Below are 18,584 nucleotides of genomic sequence, written 5' to 3'. Positions count from 1 at the left end.
AGATGAAGACAACGAAGAATCTGATCCTCTACAGGGATTTTGAAAACGAGCAGTTATTCTATGACTTTACCTGGGTCATGGAGAACTATCAGAATGAATACTATAATAAAGAAGATGTTGAGGGATTATTCTATGAATGCCTCAAAAAACTGATGGAGCTTGCGGTCAGCCACGGATTTTCCGGCAATCTCTGGCACAATTTCCTGGCTTTTTTGCTTGTGAATAACGAGAATGCATACAGCAGGGCGTGCGAGATCCGCGGGGAGATAAAAGGCTCCATCAACGAGGTGGCGCGGCACGATTTTGCCATCATGAAAGAGTTGTTTGACTTTGACCTTTCGGTGCTCGGCAACTATTTTTCCGTGGACTGCATGGACGCATTGCTGCACTATGAGGAGACCGCGGACGCGGGAAAATTGTTCAACAAGCGGATCAGAGACCGGATCGCAGAGCTCTGCCGTCATCTGGAGGCAGCGGCGGATGCAGAAGAATTTAAACAGGCGGTCACGGCATTTTACGGGGAATTCGGAGTCGGAAAACTGGGTCTGCACAAGGCATTCCGCGTCAGACACACAGATGACGGGGCTCAGATTATTCCGATCACCAATATCGCGCATGTAAAGCTGGATGATCTGGTCGGCTACGAGCTTGCAAAGCAGAAGCTGGTCGACAATACGGAGGCGTTTGTGAGCGGGAAGGAAGCCAACAACTGTCTGCTGTACGGTGATGCGGGAACCGGAAAGTCCACAAGCATCAAGGCGATTGCCAACCAGTATTACGACAGAGGCCTCCGTCTGATTGAGATTTACAAGCATCAATTCTGCGATCTGAATGATGTGATTGAGCAGATCAAGAACCGCAACTACAAGTTTATTATCTATATGGACGATCTTTCGTTCGAGGAATTTGAGATTGAATATAAGTATCTGAAGGCAGTCATTGAGGGCGGTCTGGAGAAAAAGCCGGATAATGTGTTAATTTATGCGACCTCTAACCGCAGACATCTGATCCGTGAGAAGTTCTCGGACAAGGAAGAGGTGCGGGAGGATATGCACACTTCCGACACGGTGCAGGAAAAGCTTTCACTTTATGCGCGGTTCGGCGTGACGATCTATTACGGCGCGCCGGATAAGAAGGAGTTCCAGAAGATTGTCACGACGCTCGCGGAGAAATATGGCGTGCGGCTGGAGCAGGAGGAGCTGCTTCTTGAGGCAAACAAGTGGGAGCTTGCCCACGGAGGACTTTCGGGAAGAACGGCACAGCAGTTTATCAATTATCTGCTTGGAAAACAATAAAGAGGAGGGCGGATTTATGGCAATCCATACGTTTGCGGCAATTTATATCGGTTCGTATGAAGTGAGCCTCAAGATATTTGAATTGTCTGCCAAGAAAAAAATACGCGATATCGACTATGTGCGCAGCAGAATCGAGCTGGGGGCGGATGCGTACTCCAAGGGCAGCATCGGCTATGAACTGGTGGAGGCACTCTGCGATACCCTGCGGGAATTTGCGCAGATCATGAAAGAGTACCGGGTGGATGCGTACGAGGCGTATGCGTCGGCGGTACTCCGCGATGTGGACAATGAACTTTTTATCCTGGATCAGATCAGGCTGCGTACCGGTCTGACCGTACATGTGTTGAGTAACTCGGAGCACCGTTTTATCAGCTACAAGTCGGTGGCGATGCGCGAGGAGTTTGAGCATTTCATCGGCAGAAGCGCAGCGGTGGTGGACGTCAGTGGATCGGGACTTCAGATTACCGTGTTCTCAAAGGGAAAGGTGCTGACCACCCAGCATCTGGGGCTCGGCACCATGCGCATGCGGGAACAGCTTGCAAAAAAGAGCCGGAACCTGGCGCAGTATGAACTGCAGATCGAGGAGATGGTGGTAAAGGAGATGGAAGTTTTCAAGGCGATGTATCTGGAAAACCAGGAGATCGAATATCTGATTGTGATCGGCGATTATATTGCGGAACTGGTCTGCCGCCTTGAGAAGAACCACAACAAGAATACCGTGTCAATTGAGAAGTTCGTCCAATACATGGAACAGCTCGGCAAAAAGAGTCTGGAGGAGATCGCGGAGGAACTGGGGCTCTCCAACGAGAACGATCCGCTGATCGTGCCTTATATCATCATCTGCAAGTGCATGGCAAGAGGGCTGGGCGCAAAGGAACTGTGGGCGCCGGGCGTGATTGTCAGCGACGGAATCGCCTGCGACTACGCGCAGAAAAACCGTATCTATAAGCCCACACATGATTTTGATGAGGATATTATCTCGGCCGCGGAAAGTCTCTCGAGACGTTACATGAGCTATTCACCGCACATTGAAGCGCTGACCCAGATGGCGATGCTTTTGTTTGACACGATGAAAAAACAGCACGGTCTCGGAAAGAGAGAGCGGCTGTTGCTGCAGGTCGCGGCGATTTTGCATGACTGCGGAAAATATATCAGCTTTGCCAATGCCCCGCAGTGCGCATACGACATCATCATGTCCTCGGAAATTATGGGACTGTCGCATCTGGAGCGTGAGATCGTTGCGGGGACAGTGCTCTACAACAGCTATCCGCTTGCCGATTATGAGGATGTGGCGGACCGGCTCGACCAGCAGAGCTTCCTTACGGTGGCAAAGTTATCCGCCATTCTGCGCGTTTCCAATGCGATGGATCGCAGCCACAAACAGAAGTTTAAAAACGTAAAAGCACAGCTTCGTGACAAAGAACTGATCATTACGATCGAGACGGATGAGGACATTGCGCTGGAGAAGGCGCTGTTCGCTTCCAAGACGGCTTATTTTGAGCGCATTTTCAGCATCAAGCCGGTCGTGAAGGAAAAACGTGTCTATTCGTAAGGACGTGGAGGGATGATACATGGAAAAAGAAAAGAAAAACGAATTCCATTTGCCGGAATATTACGAGAACAGAGAGCTAAGCTGGCTGAAGTTTGACGCCCGCGTGCTCAACGAGGCAAAGGATAAGAGTATTCCGCTGTTAGAGCGGCTCAAATTCGTGAGCATCACGTCGTCGAACCTGGACGAATTCTTCATGGTCCGGGTCGCGTCGTTAAAGGATATGGTACATGCGGACTACCGCAAGCGGGATATTGCGGGCATGACGGCATCGGAGCAGCTCGACCGGATCAACACGGCGACCAGAAAACTCGTCGAGAGCCAGTACAACACGTATAACCGCTCCCTCGTTCCGCTGATGGCAGCCAACGGAATACACATTATTGAAAAATACGAGGAACTGACGGCTGAGCAGGCGGCGTACGTGGATCGCTACTTTGAGGAGGACGTCTATCCGGTATTGACGCCGATGGCGGTGGACGCATCGCGCCCGTTCCCGCTGATCCGCAATAAGACGCTCAACATCGCGGCGCTGCTTTCCAGCAAGAAGGATGAAAAGCATAAGGACGCGGTGGAATTTGCAACGGTGCAGGTGCCTGGGGTACTGCCTCGCCTGGTGCCGATCCCGGCAGATACGTCGGAGAATTTCGGGGAGGTGGAGGGACGCACCTTTATTCTCCTGGAGCAGATTATCGAGAAAAATATTGATAAGCTGTTTTTAAACTACCATGTGCTCTGCGCACATCCGTACCGCGTCATGCGTAACGCGGATCTGCCGATCGATGAGGATGAGGCGGCAGACCTTTTAAAAGAGATCCAGAAACAGTTAAAAAAGAGACAGTGGGGCGAAGTTATCCGCCTGGAAGTGGAAGCTTCCGTGGACAAGAAGCTGCTGCGCTTTTTAAAGGATGAACTGAAAGTGGCGGAGGAGGATATTTTTCAGATATCCGGACCGATTGACCTGACATTTCTGATGAAGATGTACGGGCTCTCCGGGTGCGATTCCCTGCGCTACGAACCGTATAAGCCGCAGCGCGTGCCGGAGATTGAACCGGGGGAGGATATCTTTGAGGCAATCCGGGTCGGCGACATTCTGCTGCATCATCCGTATGAGACGTTTGATCCTGTGGTCGATTTTATCCGGCAGGCGGCGTCGGATCCGGACGTTCTTGCCATCAAGCAGACGCTCTACCGTGTCAGCGGCAATTCACCGATTATCGCATCTCTCGCGCAGGCGGCGGAGAACGGAAAACAGGTGTCGGTGCTCGTGGAGCTGAAAGCACGGTTTGACGAGGAAAATAACATTGTGTGGGCGAAGAAGTTAGAGCAGGCGGGCTGCCATGTCATCTACGGTCTGGTCGGCCTTAAGACGCACAGCAAGATTGCGCTTGTCGTGCGCCGCGAGGAAGATGGCATCAGGCGCTATGTGCATCTTGGAACCGGCAATTACAATGATTCCACGGCAAAGCTCTACACGGACTGCGGAATCTTTACCTGCAATGAGGCGATCGGGGAGGATGCGACCGCGGTGTTTAATATGCTTTCCGGATATTCCGAACCGCTTTCATGGAACGAACTGGTGCTGGCGCCGATCTGGCTGCGCACCCGTTTTATGCGTCTGATTGCGCGTGAGACAAAGCATGCGCGCGAGGGAAAGCCGGCAAAAATCGTTGCTAAAATGAATTCCCTGTGTGATGAGGGCATTATTGCCGCACTCTATGAGGCATCGGCGGCAGGCGTAGAGATCGAACTGATCGTCCGTGGAATCTGCTGCTTAAAGGTCGGAATCCCGGGAATCAGCGAGAATATCCATGTGCGTTCCATAGTCGGAAATTTCCTGGAGCACAGCCGTATTTTCTTCTTCTTAAATGACGGGGAGGAGGAACTCTATATGGGAAGCGCGGACTGGATGCCGCGAAATCTGGACCGTCGTGTGGAAATTTTGTTCCCGGTGCTGGACGATACGCTAAAAGAAAAGGTAAAGCATATTCTGGATGTGGAGCTTGCGGACAATACCAAAGCCCATGTGCTAAAGCCGGACGGAGAATATGAGAAGATAGACAGAAGAGGGAAGGTGCTTGTCAATTCCCAGAAGCAATTCTGCGAGGAGGCGGTTGCGGCGGTGCCAAAGACAGATCATGTCTACCGCGAGCGTGTATTTGTCCCGGCAGAACCGGCAGAGTAGGAACGCCGCAGGACATATGATGGGCTAAAAGCAGGATGGGAGGAATGAGTATGAATCACAAGATTTTGTTTGTTGATCTGGATGCGACGCTGCTCTCTGACGACAAAACAGTATCCGAAGAAAACCGGGCCGCCATCCAGAAAATGCTTCTTGCCGGGCACGACATTGTACTCTCCACCGGGCGCCCGGTGGAGAGCGGCAGGGCGGTTGCGAGAGAACTGGAGCTGACGCAGCCGGGCTGCTATATGATTGCCTTTAACGGTGCGGTACTCTACGACTGCGCTGCGGACCGGGTGCTGTTAAAACGCTCGCTCCCGATTGAGGTGACGCAGGAACTCTTTGAGAGAGCCGCAAAGGCGGGAATTTATGCGCAGACCTATAATAATACCGAGATTATTACCACAAGACATACGGCAGAGCTTGAGTATTACAGGAAAAAAACAGGACTTTCCTACAAGCTTTCGGCGAATGTGCTGGATCTGCTGGAGGAGGAGCCGCAGAAGGTTCTCATGATTGATTTAAAAAATACGGGGCGTCTCGCGCGGTTCCGCGAGAAGAATCTGGAATGGGAAAAGGGAAAATGTACCAGCTTTTTCTCCTGCAGAGAGTATCTGGAATACTGTCCGCTTGATACCAGCAAGGGAACCGGTGTGTCCTGTCTTACGAAGATGCTGAATCTTCCGCTAGACTGTACGGTAGCGGTGGGAGATGAGGAGAATGATATTGCAATGCTTAATGCGGCGCATATCGGGGTAGCGGTAAAAAATGCCACGCCGGAGGTGAAAGCCGCAGCGGATTACGTGACGGAGCACGACAACAATCACAATGCGATCGCCGAGGTGATCGAGCGATTTATCCTGTAAAAGGAGGGACTGCTGCATCGGGCGGGCAGCTGCCTTGAGTCGATAAGGAATATTATAAGAAGCACACCACGCAGATTTCAGCTGGAAATGCAGATGGAACATTCGTTTGAGAAAAATGTGAGCATTTCTTCCTGCTGGATGTTTGCATCGGATTCCGTGTCTCTTCCACGTTTGGACACTTCCGGAGTGTGTCCGACAAGTCACAGACAATGAGCGGACTTCCTGGTGTCCCTAATGATGCCGCTTCGCAGACAATATAAAACCGCGCGAACCGAAACTCGTTGGCATCTGCTATTGAAAATACGGCAGATGCCAATTCAAACATCGGCTTCGCGCGGTTATGTTTTGTTCTGCGGCATCCATAAGGGACACACACGAAAGTCCTAAAATTGTCTGCTGACTTGCGGACACAGTCCGTAGAGTGTTCCAAACTTGGGAAGACACGGATTATCGCGGATGCAAGCATCCGGCGGGTTAGAAATGCCACTTTTTTTGAACAGAATTTCCATTTGCATTTTCAACTGAAATCCCCAAGTGTGCCTCTTGTAATATTCCTTATCGCTTCAAGGCAAACTGGCTATTCCCGATGCGACAGTCCTTTCTTCTGCCTTTATGCGCGGAGGTGTTCTTTGATGGTTTCAAGAACGGAATAGGGAATGTAGAGATGCCCGCGTCCGGTCCCGATCTGGATTGTGGGTTTGTTGGTGCCGTGGAAGTCAGAGCCGCCGCTGATGAGAAGCCCGTTCTCTTTTGCAAGCCGCTTGACGTACTGTTCCTCGCCGGTGGTGTAGGTCGAGTAGATCGCCTCGATGCCGTCAAGGTGGACTTCTTTTAACTCGTCGATCAGATGCTGCAAGGTCGTCTGGTTCATGTGGTAGAGCAGCGGGTGTGCCAGAACGGCGATGCCGCCTGCGGCGTGGATCAGTTCGACTGCCTCCATCGGGGAGACTTTAAAGCGGCCGACATAGCATTTGCAGCCGTCGCCGATATATTTTTCAAACGCCTCCGAGACGCTCCTAATCTGATGGCTGTCGTAGAGAAAACGTGCGATATTTGCGCGCGTGATGACACTGTCGGGATTGGCAGCAAGGAGTGCTTCCGTGGTAATGGAAAAGCCTTCGCGCTGCAGGGCAGCCACTATTTTTTCATTGCGCGCATCACGGCAGCGGCGGAACTCGTTTGTTTTCTCGATAAGGAGCGGGTGCTCCGGATCAATGTAGAGACCGACGATATGGACTTCTTTTCCACCGCCGGCTCTGGTGGGCAGCTCATATTCCGTGGAAAGCTCGATGCCGGGGATTAATTCAATACCACAGGCGGCAGCGGCGGGAGCAGCTTTAGAGACACCTGCCGCGGTGTCGTGATCTGTGAGCGCAAAGGCGGACAGACCGGCAGCCTTTGCGGCAGATACGATCTCGGTGGGAGTAAGGGTGCCGTCCGACTCGGTGGAGTGGACATGAAGATCTATGATGCGGTGTTCCATGGTAAAATCCTCTCTTCAGATAATCTAATTCAGACTAATCATAGAGAAAAAAATCACATTTGTCAAAAAAATATGGAAACCAGTTGAACACGTAGTAAAATAGAACTATAATACAAAGGTACTAAAAAATATACACGGATGTAGAGAATACAGCACACAGGAGGAGCGAAATTGTTTGAAAATGTACGAATCAAAGAGAGACTGACAAAAGCATTTGTTATGGTGGCGGCAATCACTGCCATAGGAGCGGTAGTCGGGCTGGCAGCGATGCTTGTGATGTCGAACCGTTATTCCAGCGCACTTGTGAATTACGGTTTTTCACAGGGAGATATCGGCAAGGCGATGATCACATTTGCCAACACGAGATCAGCGACCAGAGGAATCATCGGATTTGATGAGCAGGGACTGTTGGATGATGCCATGACAGAACATGACGAACAGAAAGCAAAGTTCGAGAATTACTTCGCAACCGTTGGGGATGTAGTAACGACGAGCGAGGAAAAGGCACTCTACCAGCAGATTTCAGATAAACTGCAGCAATACTGGGCAGCGGAGGAACCGATCATCGAGCAGGGTGCAACCACCGATGCTACACAGTCCACAGCGGCACAGCAGCAGATGAAGGAAAGTCTGGATCCGATCTACGAAGATATCTATGCAGATATGATAGAACTGATGAATACGAAAGTGACGGAGGGAGACCGCTTGTCCTCCACTCTGACGGCAGTCAGCGTGATTCTTGCGATTGTGATTGTGGCAGTGTCAGCTCTGGCAATGGTTATGGCCAACAAGCTTGGCAATCAGGTGGCAAAGGGAATCTCCGGACCGCTTGAGGCACTTGGCGAGCGGTTTAAAACGTTTGCACAGGGAGATCTTTCTACTCCGTTCCCGGAGGTTTCCACGCAGGATGAGGTCGCAGACATGGCGCGTGAGGCGGCAGACATGGCAGATAAGCTGAATCTTATCATCAATGATGCGGGAAGAATTCTCGGATTGATGTCACAGGGCAATTACGCAGTGCAGTCGGAGCACAAGGACGGTTATACGCTTGATTTTGAAAAATTGATTGTGGCGATGCGCGTTCTGCGCGATCAGATGATAGAGACGCTGACATCGATCGAAGATGCGGCAAACCAGGTTTCTGCCGGTTCCGGCAACCTTGCAGAGGCATCTCAGAGTCTGGCGGAGGGCGCAACGGATCAGGCAGGAGCTGTGGAAGAACTGCAGGCGACCATCACAAGCATTACAGAGAATATCCAGAAGACCGCGGAGCAGGCAGAGGAATCTTACCAGCAGGCAAGGCAGTATGCAGGTGAAGCGGATCAGAGCAAGAATCAGATGCAGTCCATGATTGATACCATGAGCCGCATCAACGAATCTTCCAACAAGATTGGAAACATTATTACAGATATAGAGAATATTGCGTCACAGACGAACCTGCTGTCCTTAAACGCTTCCATTGAGGCGGCGCGTGCCGGCGAGGCAGGAAGAGGATTCGCTGTCGTTGCAGAGCAGATCAGACAACTGGCAGAGCAGAGTACACAGTCTGCGGTGGACACCAGAGAACTGATTGAGGCTTCCCTCAAAGAAATTGAAGAGGGCAATCAGGCAGTAGAGCGTGTGTCCACGTCTCTTGAAGAGGTAATTGACGGAATCAAGCAGATTGCGGAGACTTCCAAGCGCTTGAGCGATAATTCCAAGGATCAGGCAGAAGCCATGAAACAGGCGGAGGAGGGAGTCAACCAGATTTCCGAGGTTGTACAGTCCAATTCTGCAACGGCGCAGGAGTCCTCGGCAACGAGTGAGGAGTTGTCTGCGCAGGCGATTGCACTGGATGAGCTGATTGGGAAGTTTGTATTAAAAAATTAAAAATTGACAGATTCTGCGGTTGCCGAACCGAAAGAAAAGGGATATAATAGCAAGAAGAAAAGTTTCAGAACAGGGGGGAAGTCACATGCAGCTGCTGACATTTACATTAACGGGAATGGATTATGGAATATCACTTGAGAACGTGGAATCCATTGAGAGTAAGATGAATGTCGTGGTTGTACCGACTTCTCCTGCCAATATCAGAGGCATCATCCGCCTTCACGGAGAGATCCTGCCGGTGTTTTCCCTTGCATCCAGATTTGGACTGGGGAACATTGCGGTGGACAACCTTGTGGTTGTCAATGTGGGCGGCATGAAGCTGGCACTTGAGGTGGAAAAGGTAAAGGAAATTGTGGACGTGGAAGATTCCAGAGTGCTTCCGATGCCGACACTGATGAGCGGACAGCAGTGCTGTTTTAATGATGTGGCTTCCTGTCAGAAGGAGCTGATTGTGATGCTTGATGTCAAGAGTCTGGTATCACAGGAGGAGCAGGCGGCGATCCGCAAGATGATCAGCGACAACACCAGCGACAAATAATAAAAAACACTTGACACGGATACGTGTGTGTGATAGATTTAAATAGTTGTTAGAAAACAAAGTAGAGTATCCACTCTCACCGGAGCACAAATACGTGACTCATGGTTCATATTTCAAAGTATTGCGAACATATCATGTTCCGGGTTTGAATGTTTAGTGGATAGTCTGCCTATCCACTTTTTTATTTGGAGGTACGATACCATTAGCGAGTTAATGATTAACGAACAGATCAGAGACAAGGAGATTCGTCTGATCGGAGAGAACGGAGAACAGCTTGGCATTATGTCAGCACGCGAAGCAATGAAGCTGGCGGAAGAGGCAGAGCTTGATCTGGTGAAGATTGCTCCAACCGCAAAGCCACCTGTATGCAAGATTATCGACTACGGCAAGTACAGATATGAACTGGCACGCAAGGAAAAGGAAGCCAGAAAGAAGCAGAAAGTGGTTGAGATCAAAGAGATTCGCTTGTCGCCAAATATCGATTCAAACGATTTGAACACCAAAATGAACGCTGCGAAGAAGTTCCTTAGCAAGGGAGACAAGGTGAAGATCACATTGCGCTTCCGTGGACGTGAGATGGCTCATATGAATGCGAGCAAGCACATTTTGGATGATTTTGCCGCAAGCCTCGGCGAAATAGCAGTAGTGGAAAAAGCACCAAAAGTTGAAGGTAGAAGCATCAGCATGGTGTTGGCAGAGAAAAAATCATAATTAAGGAGGAACATATCATGCCAAAAATGAAAACCAGCAGAGCAGCTGCAAAACGTTTCAAAGTAACAGGAACAGGAAAGTTAAAAAGAAATAAAGCTTACAAGAGACATATCTTAACCAAGAAGACAACCAAGAACAAGAGAAATCTTCGTAAGCCGGCAATGACCGATGCAACAAACGTTAAGAACATGAAGAAGATTTTACCATATTTATAGGAATAAGTTAAGGAGGAATGCAAAATGGCAAGAGTAAAAGGCGGATTAGGCGCTAAGAAAAAGCATAATAGAACATTAAAATTAGCAAAGGGTTACAGAGGCGCACGTTCCAAGCAGTATCGTGTAGCAAAGCAGTCTGTCATGAGAGCCTTAACAAGTTCTTATGCAGGCAGAAAAGAGAAGAAGAGACAGTTCCGTCAGTTATGGATCGCACGTATCAACGCAGCTGCAAGAATGAATGGTATTTCTTACAGCCAGATGATGCACGGATTAAAGGTAGCTGGTGTGGACATCAACCGCAAGATGTTAGCAGAGATGGCTGTAAACGACGCACAGGGATTTGCAGCACTGGCAGAGCTGGCTAAGAGCAAGGTAGCTTAAGGAACAGCAGACAGAACCTATCTCGTATGTGGGACAACCCATATGAGATAGGTTTTTTTATGTAACAGGAAAGCAGGATTTTTTGGTATCGGTATTATACAGCATCTGAATTTTGTATGTTCCAATTTACAGCAATATACGGTATAATATTAGCGATTTTTGAACGCAAAGGGAACTACGAAAGGGAAACGGGAATATTTATATGAAGAATATATGGCGTATTTTTGCAAAAGACATTAAGGGACTGGTGAAGAATCCATTCGCAATGATTATTGCGCTGGGACTCTGTGTCATTCCATCGCTGTATGCATGGTTTAACATCTATTCAAACTGGGATCCTTATGCGAATACTTCCAATATCAAGATTGCGGTCGTGTCGGAGGATAAAGGATACACCCTTTCGGATGGAACGACAGAGAACATGGGCAATGAAGTTGTGGAGGAACTGAAGGAGAATACCAAGATCGGATGGGTGTTCCTTGAGGATTCGGATGCCGCACTTGAAGGTGTCAGGAACGGAGATTACTACGCGGCTGTCATCATCAGCGATAGCTTTACATACAGTATGTATAATGTGTTCAAGGAGAACTTTAAGAATCCGACGATCACATATTATGAGAATGAAAAACGGAATGCGGTTGCAACCAAGATTACGGATACCGCTGTATCGACGGTAAAGCAGAGCATCAACGAGAAGTTTATCGAGGTGGTTGCAAGTACCATTTTTACACAGACGAACGAACTGTCCTCTGAGATGGAGAATCAGGATGTGTTCAGCGAATTTGAGGGCAAACTGACCAACCTGAACAACAATCTGATCGGTTACAGTGATATGATTGATGAGTTTATTTCGGCGAATGCAGTGCTGGAGGCAGAGATCAAAACCGCAGACGGAGAACTGCCGAAGCTCAGCAGCCAGATTCAGAATGGCGAGAAGAGTTTCCAGAATTCGCAGAGCAATCTGAATTCCACGAAAACTTCACTGGAGAATTTCAGCAGCAATGTGCAGACGACACTGGATGGCATCAATCATTCGATCAATTCCATCACAACGGATATCAACAACGCGAACCTGGCGCAGAATGCGCAGTCTACGGCAGACAATCTGAACAAGACGGCAACCGATACGGCGGAACTGATCCGACAGTTAAACCAGTTGAAGAAGAGTCTGGCAGATCAGGCGGCAAATTCATCGGGAACCACAGGCTCCACGGAGGGCACAGGCTCCACGGAAGGAACAGGCTCCACGGAGGATACAGGTTCCACAGAAGGAACAGGCTCCACAGAAGGAACAGGCTCCACGGAGGGGAGCGGTTCCATAGATTCGATCGTGTCCGATGAGGTGAATCAGCAGATTCAGGAGATCTTAAATACCTTAAACAGCATGAACAATGGTGCTGAGGATATTCAGAATGCATTAAATGCTTTGCTCCAGCAGGGCGGTGGTACAGACGGCTCCGGTCAGATTGTTGCGGATATGGTGAACAGATCTGTGGCAAGCGTGACACAGGTGTTAAACAACTGCAGCGAGTCGATCACCAATCTGAAGAATATGTATACCAACAGTCTTGTTCCGCAGATGGACGGAGTGTTAAACAGTGTATCGCAGATGCTCGGCAATGTGACAAAGCTTCTGGATAACTTAAATACCGCAGTAAATGATATGGGCGTGGTGTTTGACGGAATTCAGACAACGGTCAGTGACACGACGGAGAGCCTTGAGCAGATCCAGACCGTGATTGACAATGTGAGCACAAAGCTGACGGAACTGATCAAACGGTTGGAGAGTGCGGAAGATGATGAAAAAGTAGATGCACTGCTGAAGTTTTTGCAGGGTGATCCGGAGGATTACGGCGCCTTCTTTGCAGAACCGGTACAGGTGACGACACAGGAGATCTACGCGATTGCAAATTACGGATCGGCGATGACGCCGTTCTATTCCGTGCTTGCCCTCTGGGTAGGAGGAACGATTCTGGTGGCACTGATCAAAGTGAAGCCGGATACCGCAGGGCTTTCCAACCCGAAGTCCTATCAGTTGTTCTTCGGAAGATATCTGCTGTTCTTTGTGTGTGGGCAGATCCAGGCGGCGATTATTGTTCTGGGAGATATTTATCTGCTCCACTGCCAGATCCTCTATCCGGGCTTATTCTGGCTGACGGCAGCACTGGCAAGCTTTACCTTTACGCTGTTTATCTATGCGATGGCGCTGGCTTTCGGCGACGTCGGCAAGGCGGCGGCGGTCGTAGTCATGGTTATCCAGATTGCAGGTTCCGGCGGAACGTACCCGATTGAGACGCTTCCGGAGATTTATCAGAAGATTTATATCTTCTTCCCGTTCCCGTATGCCATCAACGCAATGCGTGAGACGATTGGCGGTATGTACGGAAGCGATTATATGAAGTATCTGGGAGAACTGCTGCTTTTTGCGGTGGCGGCGCTTCTGATTGGTCTTGTGATCCGGCTTCCGTTTGTGAAGATCAATCATTTTGTAGAAAAGCGTATGGAAGATACGGAAATGATGTAGGAAATGGGAGATTTTATGGAAAAGAAAGAAAAATACGAACAGATGTATGAGATGCTCGTGACGTATGAGCGCAAGATTCACGAGAAGAATCAAAAGAGAATCAGTATCGGTTTAAAGTGTATTATTATTATTCCGTTGATCTTCCTGTTCCTTCTGTTCTGGACAGAGAGCAATAAGGTTGTGTTTCTGATTCTGTGGATTGTATCGCTGTTTTTGCTGGCAGCCTATCTGATTCTGGTGGAGTATATGGACTATAACCTTCAGGAAAAGTTAAGCGAGATCAACGACGAGGGGACACGCGTGGATTCCCTCATCGGACTGGAGATTGATAATGTTCCGGGAAATCTCAGAAATGTGATTCAGAGGATTGACGACGGATTAAACTCAGAGGCGGAGACCCGGCTGATTGAGACTAAGGCATCCGGGGAAGAAACGCAGACTGTGGAAAAGGCACAGACTGCGGAAGAGACAGAGAAACAAAAGGATGCGGATGCACAGGCTGTAGAAGATGCAGATGCACAGAAAGATGCGGATGCACAGGCTGTGGAAGATGCAGATGCACAGAAAGATGCGGACACGGAGGTGAAGGAGAATGCGTAATATATTTAAGATTTTTTTCGCCGATGTCAAGCGCATCAGCACCAACGTGGTGGCTGTCGTTGTGATCCTGGGACTCTGTATTCTGCCGTCTTTGTATGCATGGTTTAATATTTTGTCAAACTGGGATCCGTACGGACCGTCCGCAACCAGAAATCTTAAGATCGCGGTGGCGTCGGACGACGAGGGAGTCACAATTTTAGGGAACAGTGTAAATGTTGGAAGCAGTGTCATCTCTGCGCTTGAGTCGAACACGACGATGGGCTGGGTGTTTACGGATACGACCGATGAGGCGATCGACGGCGTCTATGATGGAAGTTATTATGCGGCGCTCATCATCCCGGAGAATTTTACGGAAGATATGATCAGTTTCCTCGGCGGAGAGGTGGATCATCCGGATATTATCTATTATGAGAATGCCAAGAAAAACGCCATTGCCTCCAAGATCACACAGAAGGCCAAGACGGCTGTGCAGGAGCAGGTAAACAGCACGGTGGTGAGTACCCTTGCAGAGACCACGATGAAGGTGACGAACGCCCTCTCAGATGTGGATGCGGAAGATTCCGATCCGGCGGAGAGTGTTCTGGTAAGACTCAATAATTTAAGCAGCGACCTACAGAGTTACATCAATATATTGAACTCGTTTGTCAGCATTATGAATTCCGCCCAGAGTATTGTGGAGGCGAGTCAGACCATGCTTCCGAATGTGAACAACATGGTTTCCAACGGTCAGGCATCCATCAACAGCATGGAGAGTCTGCTGGTTGCGGGCAACAGCACGGTGAGTTCGACGGCGGATATGGTGTCGTACAGCTTTGACATGATGAACGATTCGTTAAATAATGTGTCGTCCGTCATTACCAATGCGTTAAACCGTCTCTCGGAGTATTCCCAGGGCACTTCTGTCACGGTACAGGGCTTATCGGCGATGATGCCATACGTGAGGCAGCTGTTTGATACTTCGGTATCCGGGTGGGAGGATACGGCGCCGGAGGATATGCAGGCGCAGATCAATGCAATCCGCACGCAGTTGGATATCATCACTGCGGACCTGACAGCGCTGGAGAACAATGCCGATACATCGATGGAGACGGTAAGGAATCTCAGTAATAAAATTGTGACGGAGATTGCAAACTGCCAGAAAGCGGTCGATGGACTGCGCAATGATTTTGCTTACAATGTCAAGCCGAAGTTAGAGAACACAATGAGCTCCATGCAGCAATCCATGATTGCCGCAGCGGGTATTTTAGACGGCGTAGATGCCGATTTTAACGGTGTGGAGAATGCACTTTCCGATTATCAAAGCACGCTTGAGCGTGGAAGCAACAGCCTTGGCGGATCACTGTCCATGGCGCAGGAGCTTCTCGCCAAGCTAAACAGCGTCACGGCGGATCTGGTAAGCTTACAGCAGAATGACCAGTATCAGGAGCTGCTTGAAATCGTAAAGAGTAATCCGGAGGAGCTGGGAGCCTTTATTTCTTCCCCGGTAAATCTGGAGACGGTCGGTATCTATGAGATTGAAAACTACGGCTCGGCGATGTCTCCGTTCTACACGATCCTCGCTCTCTGGGTAGGAGCGCTGATTCTGGTTGCGATCATCCACGTGAAGGTGCATCCGGTTGAGGGCGTCGAAAATGTGAAGCCGTACCAGGAGTATTTCGGAAGATACATGATCTTTTTCCTGGTGGGGCAGACACAGACGCTTTTAACGGTTCTGGGCAACCTGTTTTATATTAAAATCCAGTGCCATCACCCGGTATTATTCTGGCTGGCAGGCGCTGTGGCGAGCCTGGTATTTACCCTGTTTATTTACTCACTGACCGTGGCATTCGGCAATGTCGGTGAGGCGCTAGCGATTGTGGTCATGGTAATCCAGGTAGCCGGTGCCGGCGGGACGTTCCCGATTGAGACGCTGCCGAAGGTATACCAGATGCTCTATAAGTATCTGCCGTTCCCGTACGGCATGAATGCCATGAGGGAGACGATCGGCGGACTTTATAAGATGGATTACTGGAAGGATCTCGGAGCGCTCGGTATCTATGTATTGATTTCACTGTTTATCGGACTTGTAGTGGCAATTCCGTTCCGCAAACTCAATCATATTATCGAGAAGAACAAAGAGGGATCCGGAGTTATGATATAATGAACTCTGACGAGTTCATATTAGAAGTTCCTGCGGAACTTCAGATGCGCAAAAAGCAGCGCGAAGAAGATGATATAGCAACAGGGAGCAGATTATGATGCGTTTGATACAAATGGTTCTTTTACTCACGGGGCTGCTCATGGTGGCAGCTCCCGGGGCATGTACAAGAAAAGATGACCGGGGTAAGCCGGAGACCGAGAAGCGCACCCGCACGATTGGGGGATGGCTGACTGCGGCAGCGGTTATCTGGATGATTACGGAAGTATTGAGAAGTTTTTAAGTTATTTTGGGTATTCCTAATAGGTATACCCATTTTTTGTTCGGATATTGACAAAAAAAAATGTACATTGTTATTATCAATGGTAAGTGTGATGTGTAATTTCAGATAGTAAGGAAGGTTTTCTTAAATGAGAAGACAGGTATTATCGCTTCTGGTCGAGAATAATCCGGGTGTGACGAGTCATATTTCGGGGCTGTTCAGCCGCAGAGGCTACAACATTGACAGTTTTTCCTCGGGAGTGACAGCGGATCCGCGCTATACGCGGATTACGATTGTGGCGAGCGGGGATGAACAGATTTTAGAGCAGATTGAAAAGCAGCTTGCCAAGCTTGAGGATGTGGTTGACATTAAGAAGCTGGAGCCGGGCTCGTCTGTGACGCGCGAGCTGATTATGGTCAAGATACGCGCCAGAGATACGGAACGCCAGCCGATTTTAAATGTGACGGAGATTTTCCACGGCAAGATTGTCGATGTGACACACGATTCCATGGTGATTGAGCTTACCGGGCATCAGGATAAGCTGGAAGCATTTCTGGATCTGCTGCAGGGGTATGAGATCCTGGAACTGGCAAGAACGGGAAGTACCGGTCTGTCCAGAGGAACTGCCGATGTGAAGATGATCGACGAAAACGGACATCTGCAGAGTTTGTAATACATACTAATTGTGAACGAGCGGCAGACATCACAGATGCTGCTGCTATGTATAAAAAATGGAGGAAAAAGATATGTCAGCAAAAATATTTTATCAGGAAGACTGTAACCTTTCACTGTTGGATGGTAAGACCATTGCCATCATTGGATACGGAAGCCAGGGACATGCACACGCATTGAACTTAAGAGATTCCGGATGCAAGGTCATTATCGGTCTCTACAAGGGCAGCAAGTCCTGGAAGAAGGCAGAGGAGCAGGGATTTGAAGTATATACAGCTGCAGAGGCAGCAAAGAAAGCCGACATCATCATGATCCTGATCAATGATGAGAAGCAGGCGGATCTTTACAAAAACGACATCGAGCCGAACCTTGAGGAAGGCAATATGTTAATGTTCGCACATGGATTCAACATTCATTTTGGATGTATCGTACCGCCGAAGAATGTCGATGTTACCATGATCGCTCCGAAGGCTCCGGGACATACCGTTCGTTCCGAGTACCAGGCAGGAAAGGGTACTCCGTGTCTGATCGCTGTAGAGCAGGATGCGACCGGCAAGGCACAGGATCTGGCGCTTGCCTATGCACTTGGCATCGGCGGAGCAAGAGCTGGCGTGCTTGAGACAACCTTCCGCACCGAGACCGAGACCGATCTTTTCGGTGAGCAGGCAGTTCTCTGTGGTGGTGTGTGTGCACTCATGCAGGCAGGCTTTGAGACACTCTGCGAGGCAGGATATGATCCGAGAAATGCATACTTCGAGTGTATCCATGAGATGAAGCTGATCGTAGATCTGATCTACCAGTCAGGTTTCGAGGGAATGAGATATTCTATCTCCAACACGGCTGAGTACGGCGATTACATCACCGGACCGAAGATCATCACAGAGGACACCAAGAAGGCAATGAAGAAGATCCTCTCCGACATTCAGGACGGAACCTTTGCAAAAGAGTTCTTACTGGATATGTCTCCGGCAGGAAGACAGGTTCACTTTAAGGCGATGAGAAAGCTTGCTTCCGAGCATCCGTCAGAGCAGGTCGGCAAGGAGATCCGTAAGCTTTACAGCTGGAACAACGAGGCTGACAAGCTGATCAACAACTAAGAGCTAAGAGCGGAGAATGAATCCGCAAAAAGAATAGAGAATCTGCCGCATGGAGTGCGAAGTGCTTCCGGCGGCAGATTTTTTATTTCATAGGAAATACCGTGATACATTCATGTGTGAAAGTGGAACTTTCCTATGAAATAAAAAACGCTCCGCGAGGATGCGCAGCTCGCGGTAAGGAAAATATCGCTTTGCGAAACGCG

16 protein-coding genes are annotated in these 18,584 nt (G+C 49.3%); 15 read left to right on the top strand and 1 reads right to left on the bottom strand.

Features of this window, described 5'->3' with window-relative positions:
- Window positions 1–2: 2 nt before the first annotated feature.
- Genes RHOM_RS07950 through RHOM_RS07935 form a run of 4 tightly spaced genes read left to right on the top strand, consistent with a single transcriptional unit; the run spans window position 3 to window position 5,892 of the window.
- Complete coding sequence (locus RHOM_RS07950) at window positions 3–1,295, top strand: ATP-binding protein (RefSeq protein WP_014079780.1); 1,293 nt, start codon at window positions 3–5, stop codon at window positions 1,293–1,295.
- Between the two features lie 16 nt (window positions 1,296–1,311).
- Window positions 1,312–2,847: a Ppx/GppA phosphatase family protein gene (locus tag RHOM_RS07945; protein WP_014079779.1), complete on the top strand. Its 1,536-nt coding sequence runs from the start codon at window positions 1,312–1,314 to the stop codon at window positions 2,845–2,847.
- A gap of 19 nt (window positions 2,848–2,866) precedes the next feature.
- The gene (locus tag RHOM_RS07940) at window positions 2,867–5,029 is read left to right on the top strand and encodes an RNA degradosome polyphosphate kinase (RefSeq protein WP_014079778.1); all 2,163 of its coding nucleotides are present in this window, start codon (window positions 2,867–2,869) and stop codon (window positions 5,027–5,029) included.
- 50 nt (window positions 5,030–5,079) lie between these two features.
- On the top strand, window positions 5,080–5,892 hold the full coding sequence (locus RHOM_RS07935; protein ID WP_014079777.1) for a Cof-type HAD-IIB family hydrolase: 813 nt from the start codon (window positions 5,080–5,082) through the stop codon (window positions 5,890–5,892).
- Window positions 5,893–6,502: 610 nt separating this feature from the next.
- Here the strand turns inward: RHOM_RS07935 and RHOM_RS07930 are convergent.
- Complete coding sequence (locus RHOM_RS07930; protein ID WP_014079776.1) at window positions 6,503–7,375, bottom strand: PHP domain-containing protein; 873 nt, start codon at window positions 7,373–7,375, stop codon at window positions 6,503–6,505.
- A 171-nt stretch (window positions 7,376–7,546) separates the two neighbouring features.
- On the opposite strand from RHOM_RS07930, the gene RHOM_RS07925 reads away from it, so the two are divergent.
- From RHOM_RS07925 to ilvC, 11 genes are all read left to right on the top strand, one after another.
- Window positions 7,547–9,244: a methyl-accepting chemotaxis protein gene (locus RHOM_RS07925; RefSeq protein WP_014079775.1), complete on the top strand. Its 1,698-nt coding sequence runs from the start codon at window positions 7,547–7,549 to the stop codon at window positions 9,242–9,244.
- An 85-nt stretch (window positions 9,245–9,329) separates the two neighbouring features.
- On the top strand, window positions 9,330–9,782 hold the full coding sequence (locus RHOM_RS07920; RefSeq protein WP_014079774.1) for a chemotaxis protein CheW: 453 nt from the start codon (window positions 9,330–9,332) through the stop codon (window positions 9,780–9,782).
- Between the two features lie 213 nt (window positions 9,783–9,995).
- Complete coding sequence (infC, locus tag RHOM_RS07915; RefSeq protein WP_014079773.1) at window positions 9,996–10,493, top strand: translation initiation factor IF-3; 498 nt, start codon at window positions 9,996–9,998, stop codon at window positions 10,491–10,493.
- A gap of 17 nt (window positions 10,494–10,510) precedes the next feature.
- Window positions 10,511–10,708, top strand: a complete 198-nt coding sequence (gene rpmI, locus RHOM_RS07910; RefSeq protein WP_014079772.1) for a 50S ribosomal protein L35 — start codon at window positions 10,511–10,513, stop codon at window positions 10,706–10,708.
- A gap of 24 nt (window positions 10,709–10,732) precedes the next feature.
- Entirely contained in the window at window positions 10,733–11,089 is a 357-nt protein-coding gene (rplT, locus tag RHOM_RS07905; RefSeq protein ID WP_014079771.1) for a 50S ribosomal protein L20, read from the top strand.
- 202 nt (window positions 11,090–11,291) lie between these two features.
- On the top strand, window positions 11,292–13,613 hold the full coding sequence (locus RHOM_RS07900) for a YhgE/Pip domain-containing protein (RefSeq protein WP_014079770.1): 2,322 nt from the start codon (window positions 11,292–11,294) through the stop codon (window positions 13,611–13,613).
- A 15-nt stretch (window positions 13,614–13,628) separates the two neighbouring features.
- Window positions 13,629–14,213, top strand: coding sequence for a hypothetical protein (locus RHOM_RS07895; RefSeq protein WP_242823176.1), 585 nt, complete (start codon window positions 13,629–13,631; stop codon window positions 14,211–14,213).
- Window positions 14,206–16,353 (top strand): YhgE/Pip domain-containing protein, encoded by a 2,148-nt coding sequence (locus RHOM_RS07890; protein WP_014079768.1) that lies wholly within the window; start codon window positions 14,206–14,208, stop codon window positions 16,351–16,353. The genes RHOM_RS07895 and RHOM_RS07890 overlap by 8 nt, the downstream gene beginning before the upstream one ends.
- 94 nt (window positions 16,354–16,447) lie before the next feature.
- Window positions 16,448–16,633, top strand: a complete 186-nt coding sequence (locus RHOM_RS07885; protein WP_242823175.1) for a permease — start codon at window positions 16,448–16,450, stop codon at window positions 16,631–16,633.
- A 127-nt stretch (window positions 16,634–16,760) separates the two neighbouring features.
- The gene (ilvN, locus tag RHOM_RS07880; protein ID WP_014079765.1) at window positions 16,761–17,285 is read left to right on the top strand and encodes an acetolactate synthase small subunit; all 525 of its coding nucleotides are present in this window, start codon (window positions 16,761–16,763) and stop codon (window positions 17,283–17,285) included.
- A gap of 73 nt (window positions 17,286–17,358) precedes the next feature.
- Entirely contained in the window at window positions 17,359–18,381 is a 1,023-nt protein-coding gene (gene ilvC / locus RHOM_RS07875) for a ketol-acid reductoisomerase (protein ID WP_014079764.1), read from the top strand.
- Window positions 18,382–18,584 lie beyond the last annotated feature (203 nt).

The sequence above is a fragment of the Roseburia hominis A2-183 genome, assembly GCF_000225345.1.
GTDB classification, from domain to species: domain Bacteria; phylum Bacillota; class Clostridia; order Lachnospirales; family Lachnospiraceae; genus Roseburia; species Roseburia hominis.
Note: the sequence above shows the minus strand (reverse complement) of the source record. Positions and strands in the feature narration are given on the sequence as shown.